At 67.2% G+C, this 17303-nt stretch carries 5 protein-coding genes, 1 tRNA gene and 1 pseudogene; 5 read left to right on the top strand and 2 right to left on the bottom strand.

Annotation, left to right across the window (positions count from 1 at the left end):
• Positions 1-6 precede the first annotated feature (6 nt).
• Entirely contained in the window at positions 7-2070 is a 2064-nt protein-coding gene (dnaX, locus tag N4G47_RS02995) for a DNA polymerase III subunit gamma/tau (RefSeq protein WP_475285109.1), read from the bottom strand.
• 142 nt (positions 2071-2212) lie between these two features.
• Between dnaX and N4G47_RS02990 the strand changes: the two genes are divergently transcribed.
• The 5 genes from N4G47_RS02990 to N4G47_RS02970 all read left to right on the top strand — a co-directional run bounded on the left by N4G47_RS02990 (position 2213) and on the right by N4G47_RS02970 (position 6139).
• Positions 2213-2305, top strand: a tRNA-Ser gene (locus N4G47_RS02990).
• Positions 2306-2832: 527 nt separating this feature from the next.
• Positions 2833-3960: a DUF3667 domain-containing protein gene (locus N4G47_RS02985; protein ID WP_475285107.1), complete on the top strand. Its 1128-nt coding sequence runs from the start codon at positions 2833-2835 to the stop codon at positions 3958-3960.
• A 319-nt stretch (positions 3961-4279) separates the two neighbouring features.
• Positions 4280-5170 (top strand): RHS repeat-associated core domain-containing protein, encoded by an 891-nt coding sequence (locus tag N4G47_RS02980; RefSeq protein ID WP_475285105.1) that lies wholly within the window; start codon positions 4280-4282, stop codon positions 5168-5170.
• Between the two features lie 8 nt (positions 5171-5178).
• A complete protein-coding gene (locus tag N4G47_RS02975; protein ID WP_475285103.1) occupies positions 5179-5511 on the top strand; it encodes a hypothetical protein in 333 nt (110 codons plus the stop codon).
• 184 nt (positions 5512-5695) lie between these two features.
• Entirely contained in the window at positions 5696-6139 is a 444-nt protein-coding gene (locus N4G47_RS02970) for a GNAT family N-acetyltransferase (RefSeq protein ID WP_475285101.1), read from the top strand.
• A gap of 57 nt (positions 6140-6196) precedes the next feature.
• Here the strand turns inward: N4G47_RS02970 and N4G47_RS02965 are convergent.
• Positions 6197-17086 (bottom strand): annotated as a pseudogene (locus N4G47_RS02965) (autotransporter-associated beta strand repeat-containing protein).
• Between the last annotated feature and the right edge of the window lie 217 nt (positions 17087-17303).

Below are 17303 nucleotides of genomic sequence, written 5' to 3'. Positions count from 1 at the left end.
GGTGTCTTACTCGTCAAAAGAACGGATGGAATCGGAAACGACCCGCGCACCGTGCTGTTGGATCAGCACCTGCACTTCCGGGTCGTCCATGAAAACAGCCTCTGCCAGCTGCTGCCGCTCGCCACGCTGGCGGTCGGCACGCTGGTGCAGGGTCTCGGCCGGAACGTGCTCGGTCTCCACGGTCTCGACCACGATCTTCGGCGCCTGGCCGAGCGCCTTGGCCAGCATCTCGCCCAGGGCGGTCAGCGCGCGCTCCGAACGCAGGTATTCAAATCCGGGCGAAAGGCCCAGTTTCAAGGTCCCGTGCTGGCAGCTGATGAACGCGGCGTTGGCGGCCAGCTGCCGCGACGGGCCGCTCAGGCCGCTGTTGGCCACCAGGTCCAGCCAGTCTTCGGCCGTGGCCAGTTCGCTGACACCTTCCTGCGGCGCAGTCTCGAGCATCGCGACGGGCTCGGCTGGCGCGATGGCAATGCCCTCGGCGCGGAACGGACGCCCCGCCTCGGCTGGCGCGGCTTCAGCAGGCGCGACGGCCGGGGCCAGCGGCTCGTGCCAGGGCGCGACCATGGCCGCATCCGGGCCCGCCATCTCCGCCGCCAGCGCCGCATCACGGGCCTCGGCTTCGCCGGTGGCCCACGGCGGCAGATCATCGCCCGCCCCAGCAGCGTCAGCGGCGGCCGCCGGCAGCGCGGCCTCCGCCTTCAGCGGCGGCGGCGACACGGGCTCTTCGACCGGAACCGGCTCCGGCTCCGGCTCGGGGTCGGGTGTCGGCTCCGGTTGCGGGGCCGGCTCAGGTTCGGGTTCAGGCTCACGCGGCACAGCCTGTACCGGCGCGGGCGTCTGCGCTGCGGCCTGGGCGGCCGAGGCGCCAGCGGCGGCCGGCGCCGCTTCGGGGACGGCGCCGCCACCACCGGCAGCAGTGCCGCCCTGCACGCCACCGCCAGCAGCGTCGACCGACTTCGGCACCGGCGGCACCGCGGCGGCTGGCCGGAACGCCAGCATGCGCAGCACGGCCATCTCGAAGCCCGCGCGCGGGCTCGGCGCCAGCGGCAGGTCACGGCGGCCGTTCAGGGCCATCTGGTACCAGAGCTGCACCACTTCCGGGCGCAGGCGCTCGGCGAATGCAGTCGCATCCAGACCTTCCGCAGTCGCGGCCCCCGGCACCAGCTGCTGCACCTGGATGCGGTGCAGGCCTTCGGCCAGCGCTTCCAGCACACCACTCCAATCCGGCGAGAACTCGGCCAACGCGGCCACCACCTGCAGCAGGCGCGGGCCATCGCCCTCGGCCAGCGCATCGAGCATGGCCGTCACCTGGGTGCGATCGACCGTGCCCAGCATGGTGCGCACCACGTCCTCGCGCAGTGCACCACCGGCGTAGGCGATGGCCTGGTCGAGCAGCGACAGCCCATCACGCAGGCTGCCGTCGGCGGCCTTGGCCAGCTGCACAATGGCACTGCCGTCGGCCTCGATCTCTTCGGCGGCCAGGATGCGGGTCATCTGGCCCTGGATCTGGTCTTCGTCCAGGCGCTTGAGGTTGAACTGCAGACAGCGGCTGAGCACGGTGACCGGCAGCTTCTGCGGGTCGGTGGTGGCCAGCAGGAACTTCACATGCTCCGGCGGTTCTTCCAGCGTCTTCAGCAGCGCGTTGAACGCCGCCTTGGACAGCATGTGCACTTCGTCAATCAGGTAGACCTTGTACTTGCCGCGCGAGGGCATGTACTGCGCGTTCTCGATCACCTCGCGCACGTCGTCCACACCGGTGTTCGACGCGGCGTCGATTTCCAGCAGGTCGATATAGCGGCCGGCGTCGATGTCCAGGCACGCCGCGCACTGGCCGCACGGGTCGGCGCTGGTGCCCTGCTCGCAGTTCAGCGACTTGGCGAAGATGCGCGCGATGGTGGTCTTGCCCACACCGCGGGTGCCGGTGAACAGGAACGCATGGTGGACCCGGCCGCTGTCGAGCGCATTGCTGAGCGCACGGACCACGTGTTCCTGGCCCACCAGCTCGGCAAAACGCTTCGGACGCCACTTGCGGGCAAGGACGAGATAGGACATCAGGCCACCGTTTTCCATCGGATGTTCCATTGTGCCATGCCTGTCCAGCCCCTCGCCTTCAACGCCCCGGGATGCATCCCTGATCGGGGTGCTTGTGTCCTGCCGCGCCGCCCGCTAGAATCTGCGCCCCTGCTGAGGCGTTTGCCGATGGCAGGGATCCGGAGAGGTGTCCGAGTGGTTGAAGGAGCACGCCTGGAAAGTGTGTAAGCGTCTAAACCGCGCTTCGGGGGTTCGAATCCCCCTCTCTCCGCCAGATAAATAAAAAAGGCCGCCCTTTGGGTGGCCTTTTTATTTATCTGGCGCGGGACGCGAAACGCGCTGCGCGCGCTTCGCCCCAAACGTTGCTGCGCAACGATTGGGCCCCTCCCTCTGCCTGCCTCTCCCCGCCCCTGTCGGGGCAGCCCCTCAACAGAGGGGCTTGTTCCCCCAGACGGATCAGTAGATCCACGCCATGCGTGGATGGCGCGCCACCGGATGCCCCCGATCTGGCAGACGCCTTTTCCTGTTTATCTGGCGCGGGACGCGAAACGCGCTGCGCGCGCTTCGCCCCAAACGTTGCTGCGCAACGATTGGGCCCCTCCCTCTGCCTGCCTCTCCCCGCCCCTGTCGGGGCAGCCCCTCAACAGAGGGGCTTGTTCCTCCAGACCGATCCGTAGATCCACGCCATGCGTGGATGCGCCGGGTCACCTTCCAGACTCTCGCTCCCCCCAAACAAAACTGAACGAAACCTGAAAATTCGCTATCGTAGGCGCCTTCAATCCGACGCGTCGCCCATCGCCCATGAGCCCGACCGACAGCGCGCACGCCGCCTGCGAGAACTGCAACACCGCCCTGCAGGGCCACTACTGCCATCGCTGCGGGCAATCGGCGCACAACCCGCTCAAGCACGTGGGCCATGCCATCGAAGAAGTGTTCGAATCGTTCTGGCATCTGGATGGACGCATCTTCCGCACGCTGCGCGATCTGTGCATACCCGGCCGCATCGCGCTGAACTACCTCAACGGCCGTCGGGTCGGCTACGTACAGCCGCTGCGCCTGTTCGTGATCCTCACGCTGTTCACCTTCTTCATCGGCAAGCTGTTGGTGCATGTCGACGATTTCGGCATCAGCAGCGGCGGTGGCCGCGACGCCCTGTTTGCCCGCGCCACGACCGTCGAACAGGTCGATGCGCTGCGCGCAGAGCAGATCACCCTGCTCGAACGGCAGCAGGCCGACGCGGCCACGGCCGGCCCGGCCGCCTTCGCGATGGCCAGGGCAGCGCTGAACGCCGCGGCGGCCCAACGCCGGGCCGAGCTGACCGGCGGGCAGCAGGATGCCGGCAGCGAGGACACCGCCTCCGGCGGGGGTTCGTTCTTCAGCCACACCGTCAACGGCAAACCGTGGGACGCCGACCGCAATCCGATCGTCATTGCCGGTTGGCCACAGTTCGCCAACCAGTGGCTCAACAAGCGCCTGCAGAACGGCAACGCCAACATCCAGCGCATGGGCGGCAAGACCGATCTGTACATGCAGGCGATCCTGACCGCGCTGCCCGGCGCGCTGTTCTTCCTGATGCCGGTCTTCGCACTGGTCCTGCGCGTGGCCTACATCCCACGTGCGATGGGCTATCTCGAGCATTTGGTGGTGGCGCTGTACAGCCACTGCTGGCTGATGATGGTGCTGCTGGCCACGTTCCTCATCGCCGGCCTGGGCACGGCTTTCGCCTCGCCAGCGTTCTCGGCGGTCAGCTCGTGGCTGTACGCGCTGCTGTGGCTGGCCGTTCCCATCTACCTGCTGTGGATGCAGCACAGCGTCTATGGCGGCAACAAGGTGCTGACCCTCGTGCGCTATCTCATCATCGGTGGCATCTACCTGTGCCTGGTGAGTTTCGTGGTGATGTACGCAACGCTGGCCGGCATTTCGGCGTAAGCGGGGCGCGAACAGCATTCCGCAGGTGAATCCACGCAGGGCGTGGACCTGCCGCCGATCGTCTATCGTGGCCCCATGAAACGCCGCCTCTACCTGCCCGAAGATGCCAGCGCCTGGTGCCGCCTTCGATCGTCACGCCGACGGAGACTGTGATAAGAAGGCAATGCCTTGCTGGAGGGCTCTTTCAAGGATTGGAAGGATGAGACGGCTTGAGAGAACCGCGTGCGTTGCTCCCGCTCTCGCCAGGGGCTTGAGAACGCGTTTCAGCAAGACGAGCGCCTTGGGCGCTTGGCTCTGCTGCGTGCTGCTGGCTTGCTTGATGCTCACGCCAACCGCGAGCGCCCAGACGGTCACTTACATCCATACCGATGCACTTGGTTCGGTCGTTGCCGAAACCGATGAAGCTGGCAAGGTGATCAAGCGGTACGACTACGAGCCCTACGGGGGTGTCGTGGACGAACCCGCCACGGATGGGCCTGGCTACACGGGGCACGTGAGCGATGCTGCCACGGGGCTGAGCTACATGCAGCAGCGCTACTACGATCCCCAACTAGGGCTTTTTCTCTCTGTAGATCCCGTCCCGCCAAACGACAACCCGGGCTCTGCCTTCAACCGCTATCGATACGCTGCGGGCAATCCCTACAGATTCGTCGATCCTGATGGTCGCCAGGAGCGGGCGGCGGAGAGACATGCCGACTCGGTGGCGAGCTCACCCTCGGCATATGACGTGTTCGGCCCTGCGGTACTTGCGGTAACAACCGCGATTGTGCGCGCGACGCCAGTTGTTGGGCCTGCTGCTGCATCGGCAATGTCTGGCTCCATTAATTCGGCGCAACCACTAGCCCTGCCAGCACCAGCCCCTGCAGTGCCCTCCGTGCCAACTCCTGCCGCTGCCCCGACAACACCTTCTGGCCCCAGCTATGTCGTCTCATCGAACGGAACAGCATTTCCGGTACCCACAGGTGCGAGCGGACCAACTCCGGTCATCAACCCCGCAGGAAAACAGACCGGCGTCGCATTCACTGGGGGTGCCGGAGGCAGTAATGGGCAAGTAGCCACCATGCGGATGATGGACCCAACCCCTCCCAGGGGAAACAGCCCCGGATATCCAGCTGGCTATATCAAGTACGAGAATGCTGGAAAGCAAGGCGTAGATCCGCTCTCGGGAAAAACGCTACCCAATTCGAAGTCTCACTTCCCAGTCAGATAGGCCTGAACATGATCGACCACCAGACGGAAGCCCTTCAGCCACTGATCGGAAAAAAGGTGACACTCGTAGTGGAAGATGGCATGGCCACGATAGATACGCACGATGGCTGGGAGCTGCACATCTACAACTCTTTCAGCCTCCTTGGCGATGGCATTGCGGAGACCCCTCCGCCCTCAACGCTGAGCTTGGTGCTGGAGGATTGCCGGTTCGATCACGAGACAATGGTTGCGCAGTTTTCTGGAGGGGTAACACTCATAGTCGACCTAAGTGACGACGGCTACTCTGGCCCAGAGGCGATGCAGTTGAACAGTCCAGATGGAACCATCGTGATCTGGAACTAAGTTCGATGCAGCCTCGGCTGCGCGCGCTATCTCATCATCGGTGGCATCTACCTTTGCCTGGTGAGCTTCGTGGTGATGTACGCAACGCTGGCCGGCATTTCGGCGTAAGCGGGAACACGCAGGGCATCCAGGCAGTGAATCCACGCGTGGCGTGGATCTACCGCCGATCGTCTATCGTGGACGCATGACACTCCGACTCTACCGGCACACGGATGCCAACGCCTGCCTGTCTATCTTCGACGGCAACGTGCCCACCTATTTCGCGCCTGAAGAGCGCAGTGATTTCGAACGCTTCCTGCGTGAGCAGGCAATGGCCTGCACGTTCCAGGTCATCGAACGCGATGGCCGCATCGTGGCCTGCGGCGGGCTCTCGCGCCGCGACGATGGCAGTGCCGGCTTCTGTTGGGGCATGGTCGAACGCGCCCTGCACCGGCACGGCATCGGCCGCGAACTGGCCCTGGCGCGCCTGCACCAGGCCGAAGCGGATCGGTCGATCACCCGCATCACGCTCAGCACCAGCCAGCACACCCAGGGGTTCTACGCCGGCCTCGGCTTCCAGGTGACACGATTGGTAGCCGATGGCCACGGCGCCGGGATCGACGCCGTGGAGATGGAGCGGAGGGTGTAACCCTCCGCCCCGGCCCGGATCCACGCCGCGCGTGGATCCCTTGCTGCCCTACTCCCCTCAGAAGCCCACGCGCAGGTTGATCTGCCCGCCGACATCGCGGCGACCATCGCCGTGCTGGCCCTGCACGAACATCGACAGCTGGCTGTTGCGGCCCAGGCCCACCGCCACGCCGACCTGGCTGACCAGCGCATTGCGTGCCATCACCGCGCTGTAGACATCGAAGGCATTGCCGCCGACCGCGAAGCGGTTGCGGCTGGCCACGTCGGAATCACCCGACGCGTGCTGCCAGCCCAGGCCAACCGTCAGCTGCGCCGGGAAGCGCTCGCCGCTGCCCACATCCCAGCGGCCACGCACGCCCACGGTGCTGACATTGAGCGTGTCCTTGCCGCCTTCCAGCACCAGCGCGGCAGTCCCGCCCTGCTCCACTGCGCTATCACTGTCGACCCAGTGCTTGGTGAACTGCACGTACGGCTGCAGCTGGGTGCGGCCGTGGCTCCAGGTCCAGCTGCCTTCGACCTGGGCGATGGTCACGTCCGAATCCTGGCGGCTGTACAGAGTCTGGCCCAGCAGCGGCACTTCACGCGTGGTGCGCGTACGGTAGTCTCCGCGCGACACGCTGCCACCAACCGCAAAGCCGTTGTTCCACTCGCCCTGTGCGTACAGGCCGAAGGTATTGCCACGCAGGCGGGCGCGCGAGCTGCGATCGTACAGGCGCGTATCCAGACGTTCATTGCCGGCTGCCGCACCCAGCACCACGTGCTCGCCCAGCTGCCAATCGACGCCGGCCATCAGCGCATTGCGGTTGGCGCGGATCTCATCCCCGTTGCCATCGCCATCCTGCTTGAACACCTTGCCGCTGCCGGCCAGCCAGGCCGAGGCGCGCTCGCCACGCACGGTCGGCAGTTCACTGCCCAGGCGCTGGCGGATGCCTTCTTCCAGGTAGTTGTCGTACAGCAGCACCGCACGGCTGGCCGCATGCACTTCACCGGACAACTGGTCGAACGCGCTGCGCGCGGTGGCCGCGTCATAGATCAGCACGGTGTTGTACAGGCCCAGCGCCGGACCACTCTGCGGCAGGCTGTCCAGCGCGGCTGCGGTGTTGTACTGGTTGCGGCTGTTGGCCACCGAAGTGAACGCCGCGGTCTGCGCCACGTCGATCTTCAGATTGGCGGTGTTGGCGGTGTAGACCGGTGTGATGGTCAGGAACGCCGACGGCGAAGTCGCGGAAGCGAACTGCCCGCTCACCCCACCGGCCGCGTTGACCACCGTGTACTGCTGGCCCTGCTGGTAGCTGGTGCTGGGCGAAATGGTGTTCACCTGCACGGTGCTGCCGCCCACCGTCGCGCTGCCACCAACCTGCACGGTGTCGCTGCCGGTGGCACCCAGGTCGATGCCCAGCGTGCTGCCCGGCGACAGGGTCAGGTTGCCGCCCACGGTGATCGTACCGGTGCCGTTGCCGGCGCCACTGCCGTTGCCCGGCCCATTGCCCGGCGACAGCACGCCGCCGCTGGATACGGTCACGCCACCGCCGGTGCCACCGATGGTGCCGGTGCCGGACAGCGTGGTGCCGCTGCCGATGGTCCACTGGCCACCGATGGTGCCGGTGACATTCAGGCCGCCGCCGGTGACCTGGCCGGTGCCGCTGAAGCCACCGCTGTTGCCGCCCAGGTTCAGCCCACCCGGGCCGGCCTGCACGATGCTGCCGCCGCCGCTGATGGTGCCGCCCAGCGTGGTGGTGCCACCGGTATTGATGATCAGGCCACCGTTGTTGGTGATGTTGCCGGTGATCGCGCCGCTGGCGCCGCCGTTGCCGACCTGCACGGTACCGCCGGCATTGATGGTGGTGCCGCCGGTGTAGGTGTTGTTGCCGGTGAGAGTGACGGTACCGGTGCCGGCCTGGGTCAGGCCGCCATTGCCGCTGATGGTGCCGCCCACCGTGGTATTGCCGCCCACGTTGAACACCAGGCTGCCGTTGTTGCTGACATTGCCGGTGATGGCACCGCTGGCGCCACCGTTGCCGACCTGCAACGTGCCACCGGTGTTGATGGTGGTGCCACCGGTATAGCTGTTGTTGCCGCCCAGGATCAGCGTGCCGCTGCCAGCCTGGGTCAGGCCACCGCTGCCGCTGATGGTGCCGCCGACGGTGGTGTTGCCACCGACGTTGAATACCAGGCTGCCATTGTTGCTGACGTTGCCGCCGATCGCGCCGGTCGCGCCCCCGTTGCCGACCTGCAGCGTGCCACCGGTGTTGATGGTGGTGCCGCCGGTGTAGGTGTTGTTGCCGGTCAGCGTCAGCGTGCCGCTGCCGGCCTGGGTCAGGCCGCCGCTGCCGCTGATGGTGCCGCCCAGCGTGGTGTTGCCGGCCACATTGGACACCAGCGCACCGTTGTTGGTGATGTCGCCGACGATCGAGCCGGTCGCGCCGCCATTGCCCAGCTGCAGCGTGCCGCCAGCGTTGATGGTGGTGCCACCGCTGTAGGTGTTGTTACCGGTCAGCAGCAGCGTGCCGCTGCCGGCCTGGGTCAGGCCACCGCTGCCGCTGATGGTGCCGCCCAGCTGCGTATTGCCGGCCACGTTGGAGATCAGCGCACCATTGTTGGTGATGTCACCGGCAATCGAACCGGTGGCGCCGCCATTACCCACCTGCAGCGTGCCACCGGCATTGATGGTGGTGCCACCGGTGTAGCTGTTGTTGCCGACCAGGGTCAGCACACCCGCGCCGGCCTGGGTCAGCGCGCCACTGCCACTGATCGCGCCACCAACGGTGGTGTTGCCGGCCACGTCGAACACCAGGCTGCCGTTGTTGGCGACATTGCCGGTGATCGCACCGGTCGCGCCGCCGTTGCCGACCTGCAGCGTGCCACCGGCATTGATGGTGGTGCCTCCGGTATAGGTGTTGTTGCCGGTCAGCAGCAGCGTGCCGCTGCCGGCCTGGGTCAGGCCACCGCTGCCGCTGATGGTGCCGCCCAGCGTGGTGTTGCCGGCCACGTTGGAGACCAGCGCGCCGTTGTTGGTGATGTCACCGACGATCGCACCACTGGCACCGCCATTGCCGACCTGCAACGTGCCACCGGCATTGATGGTGGTACCGCCGGTGTAGGTGTTGTTGCCGGTCAGCACCAGCGTGCCGCTGCCGGCCTGGGTGAGGCCGCCGCTGCCGCTGACCACGCCACCCACCGTTGCCGTGCTGCCGAGGTTGTAGACCAGGCTGCCGTTGTTGGTGATGTCGCCCAGCACCGAACCGGTGCTGCCGCCGTTGCCGATCTGCAGCGTGCTGCCGCCATTGACGGTGGTACCCCCGGTATAGGTGTTGTCGCCGCTGAGGGTCAGCGTGCCGGTACCGCCCTGCACCAGGCCACCGGTACCGCTGAGCACGCCGGCGAAGGTGGTGCTGGCGTTGTTGCCGCCGGTGGTCAGCGTGGCGCCACCCAGCGCGACTGTACTGCCGGCAACACCAGCCAGACCACCGATGCTCTGGTTGCCACCGGCGCTGATGTCCAGGGTGCCGGTGCCGGCCAGGTTCACCGTGCTGGCGCCGGACAGGCTGCCGCCCGCGCCCACGGCCAGCGTGCCGCTGTTGAGGGTGGTGGTGCCGGTATAGCTGCTGGCGCCGGTCAGGGTCAGCGTGGCCGGGCCATCCTTGATCAAGCCGCCGGCGCCGGAAATCGCGCCGCCCAGCGTCAGATCGTTGCTGCCGAGCACGTCCAGGTTGGCGCCGGCGCCCAGGGCGACGTCGTTGGCCAGGGTCACCGCCGCGTTGGCATCGAGCGTGCCGTTGCCGGCGACGGTGAGCGGACCACTGCCCAGTGCCGCGTTGTTGCCGACCACCAGGCCACCGGCATTGAGGGTGACCCCGCCAGTGAAGGTGTTCGCACCGCCCAGCGTCTGCACGCCCGCGCCGTCCTTGATCAACGCGCCGGTGCCACCGATGACCCCGTTGAACGTGGTGTTGCCGACGCCGCCGAGGGTGAGCGTGTTGCCGCCCAGCGACACGTCCGAGCCCGCCACGCCCGCCAGCGAGCCGATGCTCTGGTTGCCGCCTGCGGAGATATCAAACGCGGTGCCGGCGCTGGCCAGGGTGACCGCACCGGTCGCCGCCAGGCTGCCGCCAGCGCCGATCGCCAGCGTGCCGGCGTTGATGGTGGTGCCGCCGGTGAAGGTGTTGGTGCCGGTCAGGGTCTGGGTACCGGTGCCTTCCTTGATCAGCCCACCGGTGCCCGCCACCGAACCGGCGAAGGTGCCGTTGGTGGCATCACCGATGGTCAGCGTGTTCGCGCCCAGGTTCACCGTACCGTCGCCGATCAGCGTGCCGAACTGCTGCGTACCGGCGCCGGCCGACAGATCGAAGGTGGCGCCGCTGGCCAGATTGACGATGCCGTTGGCATGCAGGCTGGCCCCTGCCCCCAGCGCCAGCGTGCCGGCATTGATGAACGTGCCGCCGGTATAGGTGTTGGCGCCATTCAAGGTCAGCGTGGCCACGCCGTTCTTGGTCAGCGAACCGGTGCCGCTGAGGCTGCCGTTGAGGGTCAGGTCGTTGCTGCCCAGCACGGTCAGGCCGGCATTGAGAACGAAGTTGTTGCCCAGGGTGATCGCGCTGTTGGAATCGAGCGTGGCATTGCCACCCACGGTCACCGTGCCGGTACCCAGCGCGGCGTTGTTGCCCACCACCAGGCCACCGGCGTTGAGGCTGACGCCTCCACCGAAGGTATTGGCGCCGGTCAGTGTCTGCACGCCGGCACCGTTCTTGATCAATCCGCCGCTGCCGCTGATCACGCCGTTGTAGGTGCTGTCGGCCACGCCGCCCAGGGTCAGCGAGTTGCCACCCAGCGCCACGCTGCTACCGGCCACACCGGCCAGCGAACCGATGCTCTGGTTGCCACCGCCGGAAATATCCAGCGTGCCGGCACCGGCAAGATTCACCGCGCCGGTGGAGGCCAGGCTGCCGCCGGCACCGATGGCCAGCGTGCCGCTGTTGATGGCGGTACCGCCAGTGTAGGTGTTGGCGCCGGTCAGGGTCACCGTCGCCGCACCATTCTTGATCAGGCCACCGCCACCGCTGATGACACCCCCAGCGTGAGCGCATTGCTGCCGAGCAGGTTGAGGTTGGCACCGGCGGTGAGGTCGATGGCATTGCCAAGGGTCACCGCCAGGCTGCTGTCCAGCGACGCATCGGCACCGACGCTCAACGCGCCGCTGCCCAGTGCCGCGTTGTTGCCGACCACCAGCCCGCCACCGTTCAATGCCACGCCGCCACTGAACAGATTGGCGCCGCCGAGGGTGAGAATGCCCGCGCCGTTCTTGACCAACCCGCCGGTACCGGCAATCGCGCCATCGAAGGTGCTGCTGCTGGCGCCACCCAGAATCAGGGTGTTGGCGCCCAGGCTGACCGTCGAGCCGGCCACGCCGGACAGCGAACCGATGGTCTGGTTGGCGCCGGAGGCCGAGATGTCGAAGCCCGCACCTGGCGCCGCCACGTTCACTGCACCGGTCGCCGCCAGGCTGCCACCGGCGCCGATCGCCAGCGTGCCGGCGTTGATGGTGGTGCCGCCGGTGTAGGTGTTGATGCCGGTCAGTGTTTCGATACCGCTGCCGACCTTGGTCAGGCCACCGGTGCCGGCGATCGAGCCGCTGAAGGTGCCGTTGGCGGCACTGCCCACTTCGATGTTGTTGGCCCCCAGGTTGACCGTGCCGTTGCCCACCAGTGTGCCGAACACCTGCGTGCCGTTGCCGGCCGACAGGTCCAGCGTGGCGCCGGTGGCGAGATTGACGGTGCCGCTTGCGGCCAGGCTGGCGCCGGCGCCGAGTGCCAGCGTACCGGCATTGATGTTGGTACCGCCGGTGTAGGTGTTGATGCCGTTCAAGGTCAGCGTTGCAAGGCCGTTCTTGGTCAGGCTGCCGGTACCGGAGAGCACACCGTTGAGGGTGAGTGCGTTGGTGCCCAGCACGGTCAGCCCGGCGTTGAGCACAACGTTGTTGGCCAGCGTCGCCAGCGCGGTGGTATCCAGCGTGGCCGCGCCACCGACGGTCAGTGCGCCGGTACCCAGCGCCGCGTCATTGCCCAGCACCAGGCCGCCGGCATTGAGCGTCACGCCGCCGCCGAAGGTGTTGGCGCCGGACAGGGTCTGCACACCCGCCCCCACCTTCACCAACCCGCCGCCGCCACTGATCAGGCCATCAAACGCGCCGTTGCCAGCGGTGCCGAAGGTCAGCGAATTGCCGCCCAGGGCCAGCGAAGTTCCTGCCACGCCGTTGAGCGCACCGATGGTCTGGCTGCTGCCTGCGCCGGAGATGTCGAAGGTCGCCCCTGCAGCGCCCAGCGTGACATCACCTGCCGCGGCCAGGCTGCCGCCCGCGCCCAACGCGAGCGTGCCGGCATTGACGGTGGTGCCACCGGTATAGGTGTTGGCGCCGGACAGTGTCAGCGTCGCACCACCATTCTTGATCAGGCTGCCATTGCCGGCCACGATGCCGCCCAGGGTCAGCGCGTTGCTGCCCGGCAGGGTCAGTGCCACGCCCGATCCCAGGTTCACCGCGTTGCCCAGCGTCACCGCAGCGCCGGCATCCAGCGTGGTGCTGCCGGACACATTCAACGCACCGGTGCCCAGCGCGCCGCTGGCGCCGACCACCAGGCCGCCACCATTCAAGGTCAGGCCGCCGCCAAAGGTGTTGCTGTTGTTGAGCGTCAGCAGGCCAGCACCGTTCTTGACCAGGCTGCCGTTGCCGCTCAGCACGCCGCCCAGGGTGACGTCATTGCTGCCGCCCAGGGTCAGCTGCGTGCCGGCACCGAAGTTCACCGCGTTGGCAAGGTTCAGCGCCACCGTGTTGTCGAGGCTGACCGAGCCACCCACACCGAGCGCGCCGCTCCCCAGCGCATCGGCGTTGCCCAGCACCAGCCCGCCGCCGTTGAGCGCCAGGCCACCGCTGAACGTGTTGGCACCGGACAGCGTCTGGATGCCGGTACCGGTTTTGACCAGGCCGCCGGTGCCACTGATCACGCCATCAAAGGTGGCGTTGGCATTGCTGCCGAAGGTCAGCGAATTGCCGCCCAGCGTCAGCGCGGTTCCGGCCACGCCGTTCAACGCAGCGATGGTCTGGTTGCCGCCGGCCGCGGAAATGTCGAAGCCCGCACCGGCGTTGCCGAGCGTCACATCGCCGCCCGCCGCCAGGCTGCCACCGGCCCCCAGCGCCAGCGTGCCGTTGTTGATGGTGGTGCCGCCGGCATAGAGGTTGGCACCGCTCAGGGTCAACCGTGCCGCACCGTCCTTGATCAATCCACCGGCGCCGAACACCGGGCCACCCAGCGTCAGGTCGTTGCTGCCCAGCACGGTCAGGTTGGCACCTGCGGCCAGGCCGATGCTGTTGCCCAGGTTCAGTGCAGCGCTGGCATCCAGCGACGCATTGCCACCCACATCCAGTGCGCCCGTGCCCAGTGCGCCGGCATTGCCCAGCCGCAGCACACCGGCATTGAGGCCGACACCTCCGGAGAAGGTGTTGGGGCCATTCAAGGTCAGCGTCGAAGCGCCGTTCTTGACCAGTTCGCCGGTTCCGGCGATGACACCGCCCAGCGTCACATCCTGGCTGCCCAGCAGGTTCAGCACCGTGCCTCCAGCCAAGTTCACCGCATTGCCCAGGTTGGCCGCCACACTGCTGTCCAGCGTCGCGTTTGCGCCAACATTCAGTGCACCCGTGCCGAGTGCTCCGGCGTTGCCCAGCAGCAGGCCACCGCCGTTCAGCGCCAGGCCGCCAGTGAAGGTGTTGGCACCGTTGAGCGTCAGCGTGCTGGCGCCATTTTTGGTCAGGCTGCCGGCACCGGATACCACCCCACCGAGCGTCACCGCCTGCGTGCCCGGCAGCGTCAGTGCGGCGCCGCCGCCCAGTGCGATGTTGTTGGCCAGGTTGAGCGCGGTCAGGCCATCGAGCGTGGCGGCACCATTGACGTTCAGTGCGCCGCTGCCGAGCGAGGCGCTGTTGCCGAGCAGCAGGCTGCCGGCATTGAGCGTCAGCCCGCCGCTGAAGGTATTGATACCGGTCAGTGTCAGTACCGAAGCGCCGTTCTTGACCAGGCTGCCGGTCCCGGCCACCACACCGCCCAGGGTCAGGTTCTGTGCGCCCGGCAGCGTCAGCGAACCGGTCAGGTTCACCGCATTGCCCAGGTTCAGCGCAGCGGTGCCGTCCAGCGTGCCGTTGCCGCTGACCGTCAACGCGCCGCTGCCGAGGGCACCGTTGTTGCCCAGCACCAGCCCGCCAGCAGCCAGGTTCAGGCCACCGCTGAAGGTGTTGGCTCCACTCAGTGTCTGCGTGCCGGCGCCCTGCTTGACCAGGCCGCCGGTACCGGTGATGACGCCTGCCAGGGTCTGGTTGGTGGCGTCGCCGAAGGTCAGCGTCGTGGCACCGAGCGCCAGCGTGCTGCCGGCCACGCCACTGAGTGCGCCGACGGTCTGGTTGCCGCCGGCGGACAGATCCAGCACCGCACCGACGCCACCGAGGGTGACCGCGCCGGTGGCGGCCAGGCTGCCACCGGCACCGATCGCCACCGTGCCCGCATTGATGGCGGTGCCGCCGGTGTAGGTGTTGGCACCGCTCAGGGTCAGCGTTGCGGCGCCATTCTTCACCAGACTGCCGCTGCCGCCGATGACACCGCCCAGCGTCAGTGCATTGCCGCCGAGCACATTGAGCGACGCACCGCCGCCCAGGTTGATGCCATTGCCCACGCTCAGCGCCGAACCGGCATCCAGCGTCACCGCGCCACCGACATTCAGCGCACCGGTGCCCAGCGCGCCGGCATTGCCCAGCACCAGGCTGCCGGCGTTGAACGCCAGCCCGCCACCGAACGTATTGGCACCATTGAGCGTCAGCGTTGCCGCGCCGTTCTTGGTCAGCCCACCCACGCCACCGATCACACCGTTGAGCGTCAGTGCCTGGTTACCCAGCAGGTTCAGCGTTCCACCGGCGCCCAGCGTGATCGCATTGGTCAGTGACAGCGCGGTGGTTCCGTCCAGACTTACGTTGCCCCCACACTGAGCGCGCCGCTGCCGAGTGCAGCGTTGTTGCCCAGCACCAGGCCACCGGCGTTGAGCGCAACACCGCCGCTGAGATTGTTGACTCCCGACAGCGTCTGCACGCCGGTCCCCAGCTTGATCAGGCCACCGGTGCCCGCGCCGAACGTGCCGCTGTAGCTGGTGTTGCCCAGCCCGCCCAAAGTCAGCGTGTGGCTGCCCAGATTGACCGCGCCGCCGAGGCCGGCCAGCGAGCCGATGGTCTGGTTGACCGCTGCCGTCAGGTCCAGCGTGGTGCCAACGCCCAGCGTCATCGCACCGGTGGGTGACAGGCTGCCGCCCGCGCCTAGCGCAAGCGAGCCCCGGCAAGGCTGAAGTTGCCGGTCAGCGAATTGGCGCCGTTCAAGGTGAGCGTGCCGGCACCGTTCTTGATCAGGTTGCCGGCACCGGAAATCGAGCCGTTCAATGACAACGGATTGTTGCCCAGCAGGTTCAGCGAGCCGCTGCCGCTGATCACCAGGTTGTTGCCCAGCACGAAGCCGGCGCTGGTATCGAGCGAGGCGGCGCCACCGACGGTCAGGTTGCCGCTGCCCAGCGCACCGGCATTGCCCAGCAGCAGGCCGCCGGCATTGAGGTTGACGCCGCCGCCGAACAGGTTTGCAGCACCCAGCGTCACCACACCCGTGTTGCTGATGGTCAGGCCACCGCCACCGGACAGCACGCCATTCAAGGCAAAGCCCTGCGTGCCGCCCAGGGTCAACGTGTTGTTGAGGGTGAAGGTGTTGCCCAGCGCCAGGCCTGCGCCGCTGGCAGCGATGGTGCCGCCGTTGACGGTGAACAGCCCGGAGCCGAACGAGGTGTTGCTGTTGAAGTTGACCAGGCCGCCGCCGAGGGTGATCGCGCCGGTTCCCGACCACGGTCCCTGCAGGTTCCAGGTGCCGCTGTTGACCGTCAGCCTCTGGAACCCGACGTAGTTGCTCCAGCCGATGCTGGTGGCCGGTCCGTTGTTGCCGGCATTGTCCTGCAGCACCAGCGTGTTGTTGGCCGCACCGGTACCGGCGCCGGCGTCGACGAATCCGGCGGCCGCCACCTTCACCCCGGCCACGCCCACCAGCGTGCCCGCTGCAGCCAGGCCACCGCCCGCAGCGACACTGGAGCCGGCCACGGCGGTGAAGGTATTGCCCCCGGTGGAATCACCCAGATGCACGCTGCCGCTGACCGTACCCGCATTGGTGAAGGTATTTCCGGCCGAAGCACCCAGGCCGACACGGCCGGTGATGCTGCCGCGGTTGGTCACGTTGGCCTGTGCACCGCCGTAGGTCACCACCGAGGTCGCATCGGCCACCTGGCCCAAGCCCAGCAGCGACATTCCGATCGAACCGTCGTTGACCAGGGTGGTCGTGCCACCGGCAGCATTCTGCGCGGTCACCGCCTGGCCGCCGAAGCCGAGCAGCGTGCCGATATTGAAGATGCCCTTGATCTGGCCACCCGTCTCGTTGTTGACCGTGATCGTGCTGCCACCGGCGGTGTTGTTGCCGACCACCAGGCCGGCAGCGGCCAGGCTCAGCCCACCGGTCAGGAACGGATCGATCGTGCCGGCATTGTTGACGGTGGTGTTGCTGCCGGTCAGCGTCACCGCATTGCCACCCACGATCGGTGGCACGCTGAACACTGCACCGCTGGCGATGTTCAGGGTCAGCCCGCTGGTGCCATTGGCGTAGTTGACGAGGTTGGTTGCGCCATCGCAATTGACCGTTGTAGTTCCCGTGCACGCAGCGAACGCCGAACCACTGGCCAGCGTGGCGGCCAACGCCATCGCCAGCTGATGCGCCCGCAGGCGCGGTGGCCGCCCGCTGGCAACTGCGCTTCCACCCGGATTCTGGGCAACCTCCGATGCAACCTGCATTACGCCGAGGGCGCGATTGAAAACCAGACGGTAAATGCGGTTCATCGGTAAATCTCCATGAAAAGACCGGATGGCACTGCGGGCAGGTTTTTTGAAGACGATGCGGCCCATCCCGGTTCCCGCTGCGGAAACAAGGCCTGGCGCATTAACTTCGGAAAATCTTCACATCTTCACGCGGGCGCGCATCGAGAGCGGCGCTCCAGCGTATCCATCGGCACGGAAACTCCCCGATTCCGCGCGACGAATGGCGGCACTGTGCGAC

It is taken from the genome of Stenotrophomonas sp. GSD10 (assembly GCF_056172695.1).
Note: the sequence above shows the minus strand (reverse complement) of the source record. Positions and strands in the feature narration are given on the sequence as shown.

What these genes read in the sequence shown, in the direction of transcription:
- N4G47_RS02985 (WP_475285107.1), top strand. Translation starts at nt 2,833, where the DNA reads ATGAGCCCGACCGACAGCGCGCACGCCGCCTGCGAGAACTGCAACACC.
- N4G47_RS02980 (WP_475285105.1), top strand. Translation starts at nt 4,280, where the DNA reads ATGCTCACGCCAACCGCGAGCGCCCAGACGGTCACTTACATCCATACC.
- dnaX (WP_475285109.1), bottom strand. Translation starts at nt 2,070, where the DNA reads ATGGAAAACGGTGGCCTGATGTCCTATCTCGTCCTTGCCCGCAAGTGG.
- N4G47_RS02975 (WP_475285103.1), top strand. Translation starts at nt 5,179, where the DNA reads ATGATCGACCACCAGACGGAAGCCCTTCAGCCACTGATCGGAAAAAAG.
- N4G47_RS02970 (WP_475285101.1), top strand. Translation starts at nt 5,696, where the DNA reads ATGACACTCCGACTCTACCGGCACACGGATGCCAACGCCTGCCTGTCT.